General features: G+C 72.6%; 16 protein-coding genes. 8 read left to right on the top strand and 8 right to left on the bottom strand.

All coding sequences use genetic code 11. The annotated features are described in order from the left end of the window. Positions 1-74: 74 nt before the first annotated feature. The 3 genes from AB0G63_RS01835 to AB0G63_RS01825 are packed head-to-tail and all read left to right on the top strand — an operon-like array spanning position 75 to position 2,681. Positions 75-1,070: an ATP-binding cassette domain-containing protein gene (locus tag AB0G63_RS01835; protein WP_360742624.1), complete on the top strand. Its 996-nt coding sequence runs from the start codon at positions 75-77 to the stop codon at positions 1,068-1,070. Position 1,071: 1 nt separating this feature from the next. Beyond that, positions 1,072-1,875, top strand: coding sequence for an ABC-2 family transporter protein (locus AB0G63_RS01830; protein WP_360742621.1), 804 nt, complete (start codon positions 1,072-1,074; stop codon positions 1,873-1,875). Between the two features lie 5 nt (positions 1,876-1,880). Continuing rightward, positions 1,881-2,681, top strand: a complete 801-nt coding sequence (locus tag AB0G63_RS01825; protein ID WP_360742619.1) for an ABC-2 family transporter protein — start codon at positions 1,881-1,883, stop codon at positions 2,679-2,681. Between the two features lie 13 nt (positions 2,682-2,694). Here AB0G63_RS01825 and AB0G63_RS01820 read toward each other — a convergent pair whose 3' ends face one another. Beyond that, positions 2,695-3,681: an alpha/beta hydrolase gene (locus tag AB0G63_RS01820; protein ID WP_360742616.1), complete on the bottom strand. Its 987-nt coding sequence runs from the start codon at positions 3,679-3,681 to the stop codon at positions 2,695-2,697. A 194-nt stretch (positions 3,682-3,875) separates the two neighbouring features. Between AB0G63_RS01820 and AB0G63_RS01815 the strand changes: the two genes are divergently transcribed. The 4 genes from AB0G63_RS01815 (at position 3,876) to AB0G63_RS01800 (ending at position 7,590) form a co-directional block, all read left to right on the top strand. After that, positions 3,876-4,460: a TetR-like C-terminal domain-containing protein gene (locus AB0G63_RS01815; RefSeq protein WP_360742613.1), complete on the top strand. Its 585-nt coding sequence runs from the start codon at positions 3,876-3,878 to the stop codon at positions 4,458-4,460. Next, on the top strand, positions 4,453-5,268 hold the full coding sequence (locus AB0G63_RS01810) for an alpha/beta fold hydrolase (protein WP_360742610.1): 816 nt from the start codon (positions 4,453-4,455) through the stop codon (positions 5,266-5,268). The genes AB0G63_RS01815 and AB0G63_RS01810 overlap by 8 nt, the downstream gene beginning before the upstream one ends. Positions 5,269-5,327: 59 nt before the next feature. Beyond that, entirely contained in the window at positions 5,328-6,704 is a 1,377-nt protein-coding gene (locus AB0G63_RS01805) for a hypothetical protein (RefSeq protein ID WP_360742607.1), read from the top strand. 160 nt (positions 6,705-6,864) lie between these two features. Further along, positions 6,865-7,590, top strand: coding sequence for a hypothetical protein (locus tag AB0G63_RS01800; protein WP_360742605.1), 726 nt, complete (start codon positions 6,865-6,867; stop codon positions 7,588-7,590). On the opposite strand, the gene AB0G63_RS01795 is transcribed toward AB0G63_RS01800, so the two are convergent. The 5 genes from AB0G63_RS01795 to AB0G63_RS01775 all read right to left on the bottom strand — a co-directional run bounded on the left by AB0G63_RS01795 (position 7,577) and on the right by AB0G63_RS01775 (position 12,904). Next, positions 7,577-7,996, bottom strand: coding sequence for an NUDIX hydrolase (locus AB0G63_RS01795; protein WP_360743145.1), 420 nt, complete (start codon positions 7,994-7,996; stop codon positions 7,577-7,579). The genes AB0G63_RS01800 and AB0G63_RS01795 overlap by 14 nt on opposite strands. A 69-nt stretch (positions 7,997-8,065) precedes the next feature. Beyond that, positions 8,066-8,860: an isocitrate lyase/phosphoenolpyruvate mutase family protein gene (locus tag AB0G63_RS01790; protein ID WP_360742602.1), complete on the bottom strand. Its 795-nt coding sequence runs from the start codon at positions 8,858-8,860 to the stop codon at positions 8,066-8,068. Beyond that, positions 8,857-9,315: a hypothetical protein gene (locus AB0G63_RS01785; RefSeq protein WP_360742599.1), complete on the bottom strand. Its 459-nt coding sequence runs from the start codon at positions 9,313-9,315 to the stop codon at positions 8,857-8,859. The genes AB0G63_RS01790 and AB0G63_RS01785 overlap by 4 nt, the downstream gene beginning before the upstream one ends. A 512-nt stretch (positions 9,316-9,827) precedes the next feature. Further along, positions 9,828-11,537: a DUF2264 domain-containing protein gene (locus AB0G63_RS01780; protein ID WP_360742596.1), complete on the bottom strand. Its 1,710-nt coding sequence runs from the start codon at positions 11,535-11,537 to the stop codon at positions 9,828-9,830. Between the two features lie 284 nt (positions 11,538-11,821). Then, positions 11,822-12,904, bottom strand: coding sequence for a rhamnogalacturonan acetylesterase (locus AB0G63_RS01775; protein WP_360742593.1), 1,083 nt, complete (start codon positions 12,902-12,904; stop codon positions 11,822-11,824). A 195-nt stretch (positions 12,905-13,099) separates the two neighbouring features. Between AB0G63_RS01775 and AB0G63_RS01770 the strand changes: the two genes are divergently transcribed. Further along, positions 13,100-14,779, top strand: coding sequence for a rhamnogalacturonan lyase B N-terminal domain-containing protein (locus AB0G63_RS01770; protein ID WP_360742590.1), 1,680 nt, complete (start codon positions 13,100-13,102; stop codon positions 14,777-14,779). Positions 14,780-14,781: 2 nt separating this feature from the next. On the opposite strand, the gene AB0G63_RS01765 is transcribed toward AB0G63_RS01770, so the two are convergent. Beyond that, positions 14,782-16,194 (bottom strand): RICIN domain-containing protein, encoded by a 1,413-nt coding sequence (locus tag AB0G63_RS01765; RefSeq protein WP_360742588.1) that lies wholly within the window; start codon positions 16,192-16,194, stop codon positions 14,782-14,784. 1 nt (position 16,195) lies between these two features. After that, positions 16,196-17,311, bottom strand: coding sequence for a glycoside hydrolase family 43 protein (locus AB0G63_RS01760; protein ID WP_360742585.1), 1,116 nt, complete (start codon positions 17,309-17,311; stop codon positions 16,196-16,198). Positions 17,312-17,344: the final 33 nt, after the last annotated feature.

The following is a 17,344-nucleotide window of genomic DNA, read 5'->3' as shown; positions in this document are numbered from 1 at the left end:
GTTCCGCGCACTCTCCACCGCCTCCCGCCCGACCACCGTCCGAACTGATCCGACCCCGCCCGGAGGTACGTCGAGTGATCGGCAACATCGAGGTCCGCGGTCTGTCCCGCTCCTTCCGCACCACCGTCCGGCGTCCCGGTCTCGCGGGCGCACTGAGATCTCTCGTCAACCCGGAACGGGCCGTCAAGGACGCCGTCCGCGACATCACCTTCGACGTGGCTCCCGGTGAACTCCTCGCGCTGCTGGGCCCGAACGGCGCCGGCAAGTCGACCACCATCAAGATGCTCACCGGCATCCTCACGCCGACCTCCGGCGAGGCCCGGGTGGCGGGCGTCGTGCCGTACCGGGAGCGCGAGCGCAACGCCCGCAACATCGGCGCGGTGTTCGGGCAGCGCACCCAGCTGTGGTGGGACCTGCCGGTGCGCGAGTCGTTCGCCGTCCTGCGGGACATCTACGAGGTGCCCAAGTCCGAACATGCGGCCAGGCTGCGGGAGTTCGACGACATCCTGGAGCTGTCGGCGTTCTGGGACACCCGCGTCCGGCACCTCTCCCTCGGCCAGCGGGTGCGCTGCGACCTGGCCGCCGCCCTGCTGCACGACCCGCCGGTCGTCTTCCTCGACGAGCCGACCATCGGCATGGACGTGGTGGTCAAGGAGCAGGTCCGCGAGTTCCTGCGGCACCAGGTGGAGGAGCGCGGCCGCACGGTCCTGCTGACCACCCACGACATGACGGAGGTCGAGCGGCTGGCCGAGCGGGTCGTCCTGGTCAACCACGGGCGGCTCGTCCTGGACGGCACCCTGGACGAGATCCGCCGCAGGTTCGGCTCGACCTGGCAGGTGCGGGCCACGCTCACCGACGCGCACGCCGACGTCGTACCGCCGCCGGGGACCGTGCTGCTGCGGCGCGACGGCCCGCAGCTGGTCCTCGGCCCCGACGGGCCCGGCGCGCCGACCGTCCACCAGGCGCTCAAGGCGGTCATCGAACGGTACGAGGTGACGGGCGTCGCCGTCGACGAGGCGGACCTCGAGGACGTGATGCGGGCGGCGTACGCGCACGCCGGGGCGGTGTGAGGTGGCCCTCCCCCATGCCTGGCGCGCGGCGCGCGTCACCCCGCTCGGCGAGCTGCACACCCCGCCCCGGATGACGGCCGCGCTGCTCCGGCTGACCGTGCAGGTGGTGCTGGTGGCGTCGTTGTGGCGCGGCCTGTACGCGCACTCCGGCGCGACGGCGGGACTCGGCCGCGACCAGGCGGTGACGTACGCCGTGCTCGCGGTGCTCGCCTCCCGGCTGCGGGAGCTGGACCAGTACGCGGGCCGGGACTCGGTGCTGCAGCACATGCACTTCGGCACGATCGTCTACTGGTACCTGCGTCCGCTGCCGCCCGCCCGCTACTACGCCCTGCGCGCCCTCGGCGAACAGCTCTACGGGGCCGCGTGGGCACTCGCGGGGTACGCGGTCACGCTCGCCGCCGGAGTCGTACGGCCACCCGGATCGGCCACCGCGGCGGGCGTCTTCGTGCTGAGTCTGCTGCTGGGCCAGTGGGTCCTGTACTACGTCATGCTCGTCATCGACCAGTTGTGCTTCTGGACCCTGCGCAACGGCGCCGCGATGCTCATCCTGATCTTCGCGCAGAACCTGATGGCGGGCGTGTACGCGCCGCTGTGGTTCTTCCCCGGCTGGTTCCGGACGATGAGCACGTTCCTGCCCTTCCAGGCGACGCTCGGCGTGCCGCTGTCGCTGTACGTGGGCCGCATCCCCCTGTCCGACGCGGGCCCGCAACTGGCGCTCCAGGCAGCCTGGGGCGTGCTCCTGGCCCTGTTCACCCGGTTCCTGTGGCGGCGGGCCGCCCTCCGGGTCGTCTCCCAAGGAGGCTGACGCCTGTGCGTGCTGTACGGATCGCGTGGCGCATCACGCGCCTCAACTTCCGCGCCCAGCTGGAATACCGCTCCGAGTTCCTGATGGACATCGCGATCGGCGTCGTCTGGCAGGTGTCGGTGATCGTCTTCGCGACGGTGCTGCTGTCCCGGTTCTCCGGAATGGGCGGCTGGGACAGCTCGGACGTGCTGCTGATCCCGGCGACCCGGATGCTCTCGCACGGGCTGTTCGTGCTGTTCCTGGGCCGGATGCACGGCCTGGGCCGCTACATCCAGGAGGGCAGGATCGACGTCTACCTGGTGCGTCCCATGCCGGTCCACCGCCAGGTCCAGCTCCAGGTCTTCCCCACCAACGCGCTCGGCGACCTGACGGTGGCCGTGGGCCTGATGGCCGGCGCCCTGACCCGCAGCGGCCTCGACTGGACCGCCGGGCGCATCACATACCTGGTCGCCTGCGTCCTCGGTGGCATGCTCCTGGAGGCGGCGCTGTTCACGGCGGTCGCCTGCGCCTCCCTCCGCTTCCCCGCCGCCGACTACTGGGGCCGCTGGCTGGAGGAACTCCTGGGCACGTTCGGCAGCTACCCGCTGAACGTGCTGCCCAGGCCGGTGGGCGCCTTCCTCACCTACGGCCTCCCGCTCGCGTTCGTCGCCTACTTCCCGGCGGCGGTCCTCACCGGCCACGGCCACGACACGGGCGCCCCCTACTGGCTCGCGGCCCTCTCCCCCCTGCTGGGCGCACTCGCGTACGCGGCCGCCCGCCTGCTGTGGCGCTGGAGCCTGAACCACTACACGGGCGTGAACGGGTGACGACGCCCCGGGTTCAGGCAGGCAGGGATGACAGCCAGGTGGTCAGAAGGTTGTTGACCTGGTCGGGGCGTTCCTGTTGGAGCCAGTGGCCGCAGTCGTCGAGGATGTGGGAGGAGAGCAGGCCGGGCAGGGTGGTGGGGTACGCCTCGATCGCCTCGGCCAGCCAGGTGGTGGAGGCGTCCAGTGCTCCGCCGATGAAGAGGGACGGCTGGGTGAGGGGCCTGCCGTGGAAGTCGGTGAGGTCCTCCCAGTCCCGGTCCATGTTCCGGTAGCGGTTGAGCGCGCCGCGCATGCCGGTCCGCTCGAACTCACCTGCGTAGAAGTCGAGTTCGCGTTCGCCGAGCCAGGCGGGCAGCCGGCCGGCGGGGAACCGGTCGCGCAGCGTCCCCCCGCGGCTGACGAAGTGCGGGTCCGGGGCGCCGGGCGCGGGCATGGTGCCGGCGGAGAAGGCGGCGTAGAAGCCGGCGAGCCAGCCGCGGACGTCGGGTTCGATCTCGGCCTCCGCCCGGCCGGGCTGCTGGAAATAGGAGACGTAGAGCTCCTCGTCCCCGCCCATCCGCGCGAAGACCTCGCTCGGCCGCGGACCGCCGGGCGGCGTGTAGGGGACGCTGAGCAGCCCGACCGCGCGGAAGACGTCCGGCCTGACGAGGGCGGAGTGCGCGGCGATGCCCGCCCCCCAGTCGTGCCCGACGATCACCGCGGTCTCCTCGCCGAGCGCCCGCACCACGGCGACGCTGTCCTCGACCAGGTCGAGCATCCGGTACGCGGCCGCCTCCTCCGGCCTGGAGGAACGCCCGTAGCCGCGGACGTCGACGGCGACCGCGCGGTATCCGGCCGCGGCCAGCACCGGCAGCTGGTGGCGCCAGGAGTACCAGGACTCCGGGAACCCGTGCACCAGCAGCACCAGCGGCCCGGTGCCCTGCTCCACCAGGTGGATCCGGCCGGCGGGCGAGGGGACCAGGCGATGGGTGAGACCCGTGGCCCGGGCGGACTGCGGCATGACTCCTCCGTGGTGTCGATCCGGCTGCGCGCGTCGGGTGCGCACGATGGCGATCCTTCGGCAGGAACACGGGCCGCCGCGAGGGCTGTTGCCGGTTCGGCAAAATCCCGGAGGCCAGATCCCGGAGGCAGGGCGCTGCCTGCGTGTACTAGGCTTTCGCCTAGGAGCCCTAGGTTCACTTCCGGAGGTCGCCGATGGTCCGCGCTGGACTCACCGCCGAGCGTCTCGTCGCCGCGGCCGCCGACCTCGCGGACGAGGCCGGGTTCGAGAACGTGACCCTGTCCGCGCTGGCCCGGCACTTCGGGGTCAAGGACGCGAGCCTGTACTCGCACGTCCGGAACCTCCAGGACCTGCGCACCCGCCTGGCGTTCTTCGCCGGGGCCGAGATGGTCGACCGGATCGCCGCGGCCGTCGCGGGCCGGGCCGGCAAGGACGCGCTGGCGGCCTTCGCGGGCGCCTACCGCGCGTACGCCCTGGAGCGGCCGGGCCGTTACGCCGCCACCCAGATACGGATCGACCAGGCCCTCGTCGCCGCCTCTCCCGTCCTCGCCCGCACCGCCGAGATCACCTACGGCATGCTCCGCGCCTACGGGCTGGAGGAACCCGACCTCACCGACGCGGTCCGCCTGCTGCGCAGCACCTTCCACGGCTACTGCGCCCTGGAGGCCTCCGGGGGCTTCGGCGCCCCGCGCGACGTGCGCAGGTCGTGGGACAGGGCCGTCGACGCACTGCACGTACTGCTGGAGAACTGGCCACGAGAGGGCGCGGACCATGGCTGAACTCCACTACGACGTACGCGGCCACGGCCCCGTCCTGCTGATCGTGCCCGGCGGCTCCGGACACCCCATGGGTCTCGGCCCCCTGGTCGACGCGCTCGCCGGCCGTTTCACCGTCGTCACCTACGACCCCCTCGGCCTCGCGCACGGCCGGCTCGGGCAGCCGGTCGCCGACCAGCGGGTCGAGGAGTGGAGCGATGGAGCGCACCGGGTCCTCGAGGAGACGCTCACGGAGGGCGAGCCGGGATACGTCCTCGGCATGAGCTCGGGCGCCGTCGCGGCGCTCGACCTGCTGGCCCGGCATCCGCACCGGCTGCGGCACGTGATCGCGCACGAGCCGCCGTGCGTGGGCGTGCTGCCGGACGGCGGCCGGCAACTGGCCGGGTTCCGGGAGGTGTACGACACCTACCGTGCCGCCGGGCTGGCGGCCGCCGCCGCCCGGCTGACCGCCGGCCTGGCCGGCGCGGCGCCTCCCCAGGTCGAGCCGGGTCAACCCCTCACGCGGGAGCAGGAGTTGACCGACCCCATGGCCCTCTTCGTCGTCCACGTCCTGCGCCGGTTCACCTCCCACCAGCCGGACCTGGACGCCCTCGCCGCCGCGGCCGGGCGTCTCACCCTGGCCGCCGGCTCCGACTCCCGCGGCCAACTGCCGCACCGCACGGCCGGGTTCGTCGCCGAGCGGACCGGCGGTGGGTTCGCGGAGTTCCCCGGCGGTCATCTCGGCGCCCTCCAGCATCCCGTCGCGTTCGCCGAGCGGATCGCCGCGACGCTGCCTCCGCTCGACGTCCCGGGCGTCCCGCAGGCCCCCTAGGGCCCTACACTGGAGTCTTCGCGGAGATCACGTGCCGTCCCGGGGGGAGGGAGCGCGCCTTGGCGCAACAGCGGCTGGGACGGCGCCACTTGAGATCCGACGGCGCTCCACCCGGCCCGCGCGGGACGAACGGGACCGCGCGGTTCGTCGGCTGGCTGGGAAGCCTGGGCTGCGCGGCCGCCGGGTACGCGGTGTTCCAGTTCCTGTTCAGTGTGCTCCCCGGCTCCCTCGGCGGGGAGGCGGCCCGGTACCTGATCTCCGGCGTGAGCGGGGTGGGCACGGCGGCGGCCGCCTGGCTGGCGGCGGCCCTGGCCCGCGCCCGGGCCACGGCCGTGCCCCTGCCGCCCGCCCCGGACCGCTCGGCGTCCCCCGCCCCCGGCCCGCTCCCCGAGGTGTTCGCCGCCGCGTACGACGCCCTGGTGGACCAGGTGTCGGTGGTCGACGACCCGGCCCACGGGCGGCTCGTCGGCTGGTCGCACGCCCTCGGCGAGAACCCGCCGTCCCGCCCCACGCCCCTCGGCACCGCGTACGGCCTGCACATCATGCTCGACCTCGGGATCCCCGACGGCCGGCTCGGCACCGGCGACCTGGTGGAGACGCTGTGGCGGCTGCGGCTGCCGGACGGCGGCTGGTCGGCACGGTCGCAGGGGGCGCAGGCCCGGCCCGAGATCACCGCGCTGGTGCTCGGCGCGCTGGCCCGGGCCGGGGCGTCCGGACCCCGGCTGGCCGCGGAGGTGGAGCACTGCACCGCCCGGTTCACCCGGCAACTCGACCGCGCCGGACGGGACTCGACGCACGTCGTGACGACCGTGCTGCGCGGGCTGCTGCGCGCCGCGCCCCGCTGCGACATCCTGCCGCGACTGCGGGACGCCCTGGTCGCCGGCGCCGTCAGTGATCCCCGCCGCGAGCACCTGCGTTGCTGGGGCTACCGGCTCGACATGCCGTACGGGCTGCCGTCCTCGGTGCACACCGCGCAGGCCGTGGTGGCCCTCGGCCGGGCCGCCCGGGTGCTGGGCGAGCCCGCGGCGGCGCGGGCCGCCCGGGAGGACGGCATCCGCTGGCTGCTGGCCTGCCCGGACACCGCCCACCACCACTGCCGGGACCTGAAGAACCTGCGGGAGGAGGTGCGCCGGCCGCGCACCGACGACCCCTCCCGCCACGAGGTGCTCAACGTACGGCACTTCACCGCCGCCTGGCTGGTGCGCGCCCTGATGTCGCCGGGCGCCCGGGAGACCGCGGCCCGGGACGGGCTCGAGGAGGCGTGGCGGGAGCGGCTGGACGGTGCGGCGGCCGCGGTGTGGGCCGGGCAGGCGGACGGCCTGTGGTCCTGGGGGCGCGCCGAGAGCAACGGCCTCCGGCATCCCCTGTGGATGACCTATCAGGGGCTGTCCGCGCTGCGCGCCCATGCCGTATGGATGTACCGGCCACTGGACTGACCCCGGCGGGGCGGGCCGGTCGTCGGAGGCGTCGGAAGAACCGGAAGATCCGGAAGAGCCGGAGAGCCGGATGGGTTCGACGAGCCGGACGAGCCGGAATGGCTGGAATGGCTGGAAGGGCTGGATGGGTGACAAGCCGGAAGAGTCGGAGGAGTGTTGCATGGGCGGTCGGCAGATCCTGGCGGCACGACAGCTGATGGCCGCGGCGCTGGACGGCGCACCGCCCGAGTCCGGACCGACCGCGGCGGCCCACTTCGTCGTCGCCGAACTCGGCCATCCCGAGCGGCTGTTGGAGCTGATCGCCGAACTCGCCACCGGCGAGGGCGATCCGCAGCGGTGCGCCCGGCTGTCCTACCGGCACGTCCTCGGCTTCGACAAGCTGCTGCTGATGGACGCGGGCCCCCGGCACATGCTGCGTGCCCACCTGTGGCATCCGAGCGCGGGCGCGATCGGCAAGGAGGACATCCACAACCGCCGTTCCCCGCTGGCCTCCTGCGTCGTACGGGGCCGGCTCGCCATGGAGTTGTACGAGGCAGGCGGCGACGGCGCCCTCGCGGCGACCCGGTACCGGGAGTCGCTGCGGGAGGGGTCGGCCGACTGGCTCCTGGAACCGGCCGGCCCGGCGCGGCTGCGTCTGACGCATGCGGGGCGGTACGCGGCGGGCAGCACCTACGCCCTGCCCGCACACACGCTGCACCGGGCGTGGTGCGACACGGACGCGCCGACGGTGACGCTGTTCCTGGAGACGGGGCGGGAGCGCCGGCGGCACACCGACGTGTTCACGGCGGCGGGGCCGCATCCGGGCGCGGTGGCGAAGGAGCCGATGGCGGTGGCCGACTATCTGCGGGCGCTGAGCGGGCTGGCGGAGCTGCTCAGGAATGCGTGAAGGCCTGGAGCACGACGTCGAGGTTGTACTCGTCGATGTCGACGTCGGTCAGCTCCGAACGGTGCAGCCACCTGCTGTCCTGATCCGGCTCGGGCAGCACGATCTGTCCGGGCAGCGGGCTGACCAGGAAATTGTCCTGCCAGTTCTTGATCTCGTGGCCGCGGTACTCGCTGAGGAAGGACGACTCACCGACCTTGCGGACGACGACGCCGCGCAGGCCGGTCTCCTCCTTCAGCTCCCGCAGGACGCCGTCCTCCGGACACTCCCCCGGCTCGAGCTTTCCGCAGGGGACGCCCCACACGCGGGGCAGGAACCGTTCCTTCTCACTCCGGCGCACCAGGAGCACCCGCTCCCGGTCGTCCATCACGACGGCTGCCGCGAGGCGCCTGTCGCCGGGGATGTCCATGTCCATGGTTCCTCGGTCCCTCGCCGGTGATGAGTCCCAACGGATGTGATACCCACGAAAGCTTCAACTCTACCAAGTTTCAGGGTGCGCGGCGCGGTGAGACGGACCGCCGGGGCGGCCGGCCGGTGCGACGTCGGCGTACGCCGGTGTCCGGCCCCGCGGGGTCCTGCCCGCGCGGATGTCCGCCACCGCCTCCAGGGCGGCGCCCAGCGCCCGCCGGTACAGCAGGGAGCCGAGGCTGACGCGGCGCACGCCGAGATCGGCGAGGTGTGGGACGGCGGGGCCGTCGGGCGAGTAGAGGACGTTGAGGGGGACGTCCAGGTGACGCACCAGGGCGGCGATCCGCCGGGGGTCGGTCAGTCCGGGCACGAACACGCCGTCCGCGCCCGCCTCCTGGTAGGCGTCCAGGCGGCGCAGGGTGTCCTCGCCGTCCCCCTCACCCAGCCAGTGGGTGTCGGTGCGGGCGTTGACGAAGAGGCCCGGCGCGGCGGCCTTCACCGCGGCGATCTTCGCGGCGTGCCGCCGGACGGGCCCGAGACCGTCCTCCAGGTTGACGCCGACGGCGCCGACGACCGCCAGCTGCCGCGCGAACTCCCCCACCTCGTCGGGGTCGTCGCTGAAGCCGCCCTCCGCGTCGACCGACAGCAGGAACGGCTCGCTGCCGAGGACCAGGGCGAGCCGGAGGGTCTCGTCGCCGGTCGCCGACGCGCCGTCGGGCAGCCCGGCGGCCGCGGCGACACCGAGGCTGGTCGTCGCGACGGCCGGGAAGCCCTGGGCGGCCAGCGCGGTGGCCGAGGCGTGGTCCCAGGCGTTGGGCAGCAGCAGGGGCTCGTCGGCGTGGTGCAGGTCGGCGAACGCGGTCACGACAGGTCTCCGAGCGCGTCGGCGTAGTACGTGGATCCCGCGAGGTGCAGCGCCAGTTGGCGGAAGCTCCAGCCCTGGCCGGGCGAGTGGTCGAGCTGGTCGTCGCTGAGGGCGTCGAGGCGGTTGGCCCAGACGCGGGCGAGCCGGGTGAGCCGGCTGCGGGCCTCGTCGAGGTCCTGAAGGGTGAAGGGGGCGAGGTCCGCCTCGCCGGTCACCGCGGACGCGTGCCAGTGATCCGGCTGCGGCTCCTCACCCACCAGGCGGGCCTCCATCTCGGCCAAGTGGTCGACGAGGTGATCGGCGACCCGGCGGATCGCCTTGTGCGGGGTGTACACACGGTCGTCGGCCGGTACGGGCCTGCCGTCCCAGTGCGTCCAGGTCGCGGCCAGGGCGAGAACGTGCTCGACCATCCCGACGACGGCCTGCGCGGGCGTTTCCTGCGCGCTGTCACTCATACCGCCACGCTAGGCGCCGGTCGCTTCGGCCCCGACCGAAGCGTCGACGCGGCGCCGAACGCCGGGCGCCGGCTTCCGGCCTCCGGAGGGGCCGGGCACCGGCCGCCGGAAGGTGCCCGGCCCTCGGCCGCCTGAAGGTGCCGGGCCTCGGCCTCCGAAGAAGGCCGGTCGCGGGCCTCCGGAGGAAGGCCGGACAATCCCCGCCGGAAGCGGCCGGGCACCGACCGCCAAGAAGGCCGGACAACACCCGCCGGAGAAGGCCGGCCATCGGCCTCTGGGGAAGGCCAGGCACCGACCGCCGGAAGCGCCCGGGCACCGACCGCCCGAAGAGGACCGGACCCCGACCGCAGAGGAAGGCCAGACACCCCCACCCGAAAGGGACCGGACCTCGACCGATCGAAAAGGACCGGACCCCGACCGCAAAGGAAAGCCAGACACCCCCGCCCGAAGGGGACCGGACATCGCACCCGGAGAAGGCCGGGCACCGGCCTCCGTGGGGGCGTCGTGAGGGTTCAGGGCTGCGGGACGACCTGGACCCCGTCGTCGTTCAGCCGGATCCGGATGCCTGCTTCCTCCCCGCTCCACCGCACCGTCAAGTCCCCGTCCCCGGCCCCCTCCCCGTCGGTCCATACGCTCACCGCCTCCGGCAAGGGCGCCGGATCCGGCTCTCCCGTCAGGCGGGCCAGGGCTACGAAAAGGGTGGGTCCGTCGCCGGTGGTGCCGGTGAGGGCGTCGGACAGGCCCGCGGCGGGGACGAGTTCGGCGCGCACGCCCTCCGGGGGTGCCGTCCAGCCGGTCACCCGGACCGGCGTGCCCGGCCGCGCGCCGGTCACCCGGAAGACCCGTACCTCCACCGCCCCGCGTGCGAGCACCACGGCGGTCACCTTCGCGCCGCCGCCCGCCGTGTGCCGGGACGCCGCCCAGCCGTCGCCCACGCCCAGCGGCTCGATGCCGGTGCGGGCGGGGTCGTCGCCGACGAGGACGCTGTTGTCGTACGACGCCGAGGGGCGCGTCGCGGTCGAGTAGGCGAGGCGCGTGTAGTACGGGTCGTAGCGGACGTCCTCGCTGCCGTGGTTGTGCAGGCGCACCAGCCCGTCCGAACGGGTCGACTGGAGCAGCCAGTTGGGCGGCGCGACGGGCGTGACCGCGTCGGCGCGCTCGGCCGGGCCGGGCTCCTCGGCGACCGTCCACACCTCGTGGTCGGGCGGGAGGAGCAGGCCGAGGAAGCCCTTGCTCGCCCAGTACGGTGACGCCGGCCCCGAATAGCCCTGAAGCACCGACGGGTCGGGCCCGTGCCAGCCGAGGGTCAGCAGGCCGCGGGAGTCGGCCGCGCCCCGCTCCAGGAAGTACCGCAGCGCCCCGGACGCCAGCCGCCGGGTCTCCCCCGGCGCCAGTGGCGTACGGCCGCACAGCGCGCCCAGCCACAGCGGGGCCGTGGTCGCGAACCGGTAGGTGAGGGAGCGGCCCTGGTGCATCGGGGCGCCGTCAGCGCCGAACAGGCGTGCATAGTCGGCCAGATGGCGTTCCAGGCGGCCGCCGTACAGCTCCAGCAGCCGGGCGTCGCCGGCCAGCCAGGCGTGCAGCACCGGATAGAGGTGCATGGCCCAGCCGTTGTAGTAGTCGAACTTGCGGCCGTCGCCGTCGGTGTACCAGCCGTCGCCGGCGTACCACTTCTCGATGCGTTCCAGGCCGCGGTCGACGGCCTCGCGGGAGGCCTGCGGCTCGTGACCGATCTCCTCGAGGAAGCCGCCCACCGTGACCGGGAACAACTCCCAGTTGCAGGGCCAGGGTTCGGCCGTCAGGGCGTCGCCCAGCCAGGCCGCCGCCCGTTGGCGCACGGTGTCGTCCAGCCGGTCCCACAGCAGCGGCCGGGTCAGGCGCAGCGCGAGGGCGATGGAGGCGGCCTCGACGAGCGGCTGCCCGCGGTCCTCGATCCGGGGCCAGACGCCCGCGACGCCGGCCGCGAGCCCGTCGGCGTACCGCTGGAGGACGGTCTCGTCGCGGCGGAAGGCCGCCAGCAGCAACGTGCGGGCGTAGCCCTCCAGGCCGTCGGAGAGCCGCCCGGACCAGCTCGTGCGGTCGCCGGGCAGGTGGTAGAGCGCGCCGCCCTCGGCCGCGTACGGCTCGACCGCCGCGAGCAGGGCGTCGGCGGCGGCCTCCCAGTGGGCGCGGGTGAAGCCGGTGTGCGGGCTGAGGGCACGGTCGTCGGGCGGCAGTTCCATGGGCTCTCTTTCGGCGTCGGCTCTGTTCCGGCGGCTCCCCACCGGAGGCTCATCGGGGATCTCTTCCAGCGGCTCACCGGGGGCTCACCAGGGGCTCACCAGAAGATCTCTTCCAGCGGCTCACCAGAGGATCTCTTCCGGCGGCTCACCGGGGCCTCGCCGGGGGATCTCTCCCGGCAGATCTCTCCCGGGGAACTCTTCGGCGGACCTTCCCCGGGGATCCCGTCCCTCACCGTCCGGTCAGGCCTGGGGCGCCCCGGTTCCGGTCGGGACGCCCCAGGGTCTCAGTCCACCCGCACCAGATGCTCGGGCACCAGGTGCTGGGCGACGAGTTCGTCGCGCACCAGGCCCGCGTACACGGTCGCGCCGTGCACGGAGGTGTGGGTGTTGTCCTTCTTCTCGTTGTAGAGGTAGATCGCTTTGGAGCCTTCGACGCCGAGGGACTCCACCAGCGCCTTGGTCCTGGCCGTGAGGTCGACCAACGGTACGCCCTCCGCGGCCGCGACGGACCGGATGACGGCAGGATGGTCCACGCCGAGCCCGTTGACCAGCAGTGCGGTGTTGTTGTTCAGGGTGCCGTCGGAGTTGAACCAGCGCCGCACGATGGGCGTCACCAGCACCGGTTCACCGCCCTTCTCCCGCACGCCCGCCACCAGCGTCTCCAGGTTGGCGCGGTAGGTCGCTTCGTCGGTCGTCTTGTCGTTGTGGGCGAGCTGGATCAGGACCAGGTCGCCGGGGCGGATCAACGGCTGTACGGTACCCCACAGTTGCGGGTTCCCCAGGTAACTGACCGTACTCTCGCCGGAATCCGCGTAGTTGGCGACGGACAGCCCCCTGCGCAGGTACTGCGGCAACTGCTGGCCCCAGCCGGAGTAGGGCTCGCCCGGCTGGTCGCAGACCGTGGAGTCGCCGACGAGCAGGATCTGGCGGGCGTGGGCGGCCGGGGTGACGCGGATGCCGGCGAGGGCGGGCGCGGAGCCGCCGAGGGTGAGGTCGAGGCCGGGGGTGCCCTCCGCGCCCGTGGGCTCCCCCTCCGGGGTGCGGACGTTGACGGTGAAGCTGCGGGCCACCCTCCCCCACTCTCGACTTCGCTCGAGCGGGGGGACCCCCATCCCCGCCGGGACGGACGTCTCGGGGAGCAGGGAGCGCCGGGTCTCGCCGCTGACGGCGGTGCTCGACGCGGCCTCGCCGCCGAGCAGCACCCGCACGTCGTACGTGCCGGGCGGGACGTCGAAGTGGCAGGCGGTGGCGGTGCAGTTGTCGATGCCGAGCGGCCGGCCGGCGTCGTGGGCCCGGGCGGCCGGTACGGCCGTCAGCCCGGCGCACAGGGTGAGCGCGGCCAGCACGGCGAGGTTGAAACGTCTCATTGACGGCTCCTAGGAAGCAGGTCGGCAAGGCCTGGCGGCTGGACGGTACCGCCCGCGAGCAAGCGCTTTCTAGACCCAGGGCCACATTCACACCATCGCCAACTTCCGCCGTGCGAAAGCCCTTTCGCAAAATCGTTTCAACTGTCACCCTCACAGGCACCCGCACTCCCCACCGCTTCCGAAGGAGGCACCCCCATGTCCGACACCGCGAACAGAGCGGTCGGCCGCCGTACCTTCGTGCTCGGCGGCGCGGCCGTCGCCGGTTCGGCCGCCCTCGCCGGCCCGCTGGCGCCGTCGGCGTCCGCCGCGAGCTTCGGCTACACCGACGACGGCTCGAACTACGTCGTCGACACCGGCGCCAGTCTCGTCTTCAAGGTCAGCAAGACCAACGGCGACCTGACCTCGCTCATCTACAAGGGCACCGAGTACCAGGGCTACGGCGGCAAGAACTCGCACGTCGAGTCCGGCCTCGGCACCTCCACGGTGACGATCAAGCAGTCCGGTTCGACGATCCTGGTCTCCGTCGCGTACGGCACGCTGAAGCACTACTACGCGGCCCGCAGCGGCGAGAACAACGTCTACCTGTGGACGAACAAGGCGGACGACTCGGTCTCCGCCACCCGCTACATCGTGCGCGTCAAGGCCGGCATGTTCCTCAACGACGCCCCCGACTCCTACACCTACGCGCCCACCACCATCGAGGCCTCGGACGTGTTCGCGAAGTCCGACGGCCAGACCCGCTCGAAGCACTACTCGAAGCTGAGGGTCGTCGACTACGACTACATCGGCTGGAGTTCGGGCGGCGTGGGCCTGTACGTCGTGCGCTCCAACCACGAGAAGGCCTCCGGCGGCCCCTTCTACCGCTCGCTGCTGCGCCACCAGAGCGCGGACGGCGGCGGTTTGTACGAGATCCTGTACTACGGCGAGAACCAGACGGAGGCCCAGCGCTTCGGCCTGCAGGGCCCCTATGTCATCGCCTTCACGGACGGCGGAGCCCCCTCGTCCGCGCTGTACCACGCCAACATGGACACCTCGTGGGCCGACTCGCTCGGCATCTCCGGGTACGTGCCGGCGAGCGGGCGCGGCCGGGTCGCGGGGGTGGGCATCGGCGGCCGGAACACGGCGTACCCGTACACCGTCGGGCTCGCCAACTCGGCGGCCCAGTACTGGGGTTCGGCGCGCTCCTCGGACGGATACTTCTCGATCGCCGGGGTGCTGCCGGGGACGTACACGCTGACCGTCTTCAAGGGCGAACTCGCCGTGTACACCACCTCCGTGACCGTCTCCGCGGGCGCGACGACCACGCTCAACACGATCACGGTCCCGTCCTCCAACGACCCCGGCAACGCGACCGCGATCTGGCGCATCGGCGACTGGAACGGCACGCCCGCCGGATTCAAGAACGCCGACCTGATGACGTACGCGCACCCGTCCGACGTCCGGGCCGCCTCCTGGACCGGCAACGTGGTGATCGGCAGCGGCACCGAGACCTCCGCCTTCCCCTGCTACCTGTGGAAGGACGTCAACAGCGGCATCGTCGTGTACTTCCGGCTGACGGCCGCGCAGGCCGCCGCCGCACACACCCTGCGCATCGGTGTGACGACGGCCTACGCCAACGGCCGGCCGCAGATCGTCGTGAACGACGCCTGGACCTCCGCCGTCCCCTCGCCGCCCGCCCAGCCGAGCACCCGGTCGCTGACCGTCGGCTCCTACCGGGGCAACAACCACACGTTCACCTACAGCGTCCCGGCGTCCGCGTGGCTGACGGACACCAGCGCGTACAACACGCTGAAGATCTACGTGGCGAGCGGCTCGGGTTCGACGTCCTTCCTCAGCGCGGGCACGTCGATCGACGCGATCGACCTGCTGGCCTGATCTCAGGACCCGCGCGTCCACTGCTGGTTGGTGCCGCCGTTGCAGGTGTACGTGATGATCGCGGCGGAGTTGGCGGTGGACGCGCCGGACACGTCCAGGCACTCGCCGCTCGCGCGGGACTTGATGTTCACGTACGACCCGGACGCGACGACCGACCACTGCTGGGCGGTGGCCGAGGCGTCGCAGTCCTCCTGGGTGACGGTGGCGGCGTTCTCCTGCACGCACAGGGAGCTGTGCCGGGTCATGAGCTGGTAGTAGCCGCCGCCGAGGGACTTGAACCAGTACTTCTGGTTGTTGCCGCCGTTGCAGTCGTACTGCTTGATCTGGGCGCCCTGCCACTGCGACTGGCTGGTGACGTCGGCGCACCTGCCGCTGTGCCGCGCGACCAGCGTCTCGTACACGGCGCTCGTCCCGCCGACCGTGCCGGCGGCGGTGTCCACGGTGACCTCCGGGTACCAGGACATGGACATGGTGGTGGAGGTCGGGAAGGTCAGCGGCAGCCACACGTAGCGGGAGTCGTCGACGGTGCCGCCGAAGGAGTCGCCCCAGCGGTCGCCCAGGTAGAGGTACGAGGTGCCCGCCGCACCCTGCACGGGCAGGACGTACGCGGTCTGCGAGCCGTAGGCGGTGGAGTCGCCGACGTTCGTCATCGCGGTCCACGGGCCGGACGGGCTGGTCGCGGTGGCGTACTGCTGCTGGTTGGGGCTCCAGCCGGTCGCGCCCGAGGTGAGCATGAAGTACACGCCGTTCCGCTTGAACAGCGCCGGCGCCTCGCGGTGGCCGCCCGCCCACGGGTTGGCGACGAGGCCGGCGATGCCGGTGTAGTCGGCGGTGAGGCGGTAGATGTGCAGGTCGTAGTTCTCGTTGGTGGCGGACACCAGGTAGCCGGTGCCGTCGCTGTCGACGAAGGTCGTGAGGTCGCGGGACATGTACTGGCCGAGGGGCCGGAAGCTGCCCCGGTAGGTGTAGGCGCCGTCGACGGTGGCGGAGACGGCGACGGCGGCGCGGGCCTCGCTGTAGTCGGTGCCGTTCTCCTTGTGCATCCACATCACGAACTGGCCGGTGGAGGCGTTGTACATGACCTTGGGCCGCTCGATGTAGGCGGTGGCCAGCTCCGCGGCGCCGGACTGGGTCAGGACGTGGTTCCTGAACTCCCAGGTCTTCAGGTCGGTGGAGCGGTAGGCGTCCACGGAGCGGAAGGTGTTGTCGGCGTTGCGGTTCTCACCGAACCAGTAGTAGTAGGAGCCGACCTTGATGACGCCGCCGCCGTGGGCGTGCACGGCGTTGCCCGAAGTGTCGGTGAACTGCGTGCCGTTGGTGATCGTCTGGGTCGCGGCCCGGGCGGGCCCGGCGGTCACCAGGGCGCCCGCCAGCCCCAGCCAGAGGGCGAGCAGGACCGCGTACGCGCGTCGCATCTCAGGCTCCTTCCTGCGCGAGGCCGGCCGCCGTGTCGGCGACGGGGACGCCGAAGTCGGGGGTGCCGTCGGGTTTCCAGCCGAGCGGCTGGACGCGGGTGTGGCGGTTGGGGTCGTTCAGCGGATCGCCGGTGATCTCCTTGTACTGGCGGGCGTGGTAGACGAGGACGTCGGTGCGGCCGTCCTCGGCGACCGTGAAGCAGTTGTGGCCGGGGCCGTACTGCCGGGTGGTGTCATTGCTGGTGAAGACCGGCGTCGGCGACTTGGTCCAGTTCGCCGGGTCCATGAGGTCGGCGTCCGCGTCGACGGTGAGCAGGCCCAGGCAGTAGTGCCAGTCGGTGGCGCTGGCCGAGTACGACATGAACAGGCGGCCGTCGCGCTTGACGACCGCGGGCCCCTCGTTGACCTTGTAGCCGACGCACTCCCAGTCATACTCCGGTGTGGACAGCCGTACTTGGGGTCCCTTGAGGGTCCAGGGGTTCTCCATCTCGGACAGCCACAGGGCGGTGTTGTTGTCCATGCCGGGCTCGTGCTGGGCCCAGGCGAGGTAGCGGGTGCCGCGGTGGGTGAAGGTGGTGGCGTCGAGCGAGAACGTCTCCCAGGCGGTCTTGATCTGCCCCTTCTCCACCCAGGTCCCGCGCAGCGGGTCGGGGTCGGCGTTCTCCAGGACCCAGATGCGGATGTCCCACACGCTCTCGGCGGGCGCGGAGGCGAAGTAGATGTACCACTTGCCGCCGATGCGGTGGATCTCCGGCGCCCAGATGTGGGCGCCCATCACGCCGGTGGCGTGCTTGGTCCAGATGACCGACTCGGCCGCGGTGGCGAGGCCGTTCAGCGTCGGCGAGCGGCGCAGCACGATGCGGTCGTACTCGGGGACGGTGGCGGTGAAGTAGTACTGGCCGTCCGCGTGGCGGTGGATGTGCGGGTCGGCGCGCTGCCGGACCAGCGGATTCAGGTAGGGGGCCGCGGCCTGCGGCCCCCGGGCGGGGGCACCGGCAGCGGAAGCGGCGGTGGCGGGGATCGCCGGGGTGACCGCCAGGGCGCCCGCGGCGAGCGCGGCTCCCTTCAGGACGAGTCGGCGGCTGGGGACTTGCGGCAGGTCGTCGTCGCGGCTCATGCGGCTGCCTCTCGTGGGGGGAGGTGGACGGTG

The organism is Streptomyces sp. NPDC020996, from assembly GCF_040641355.1.
In the GTDB taxonomy this organism is placed as follows: Bacteria; Actinomycetota; Actinomycetes; order Streptomycetales; family Streptomycetaceae; genus Streptomyces.
Note: the sequence above shows the minus strand (reverse complement) of the source record. Positions and strands in the feature narration are given on the sequence as shown.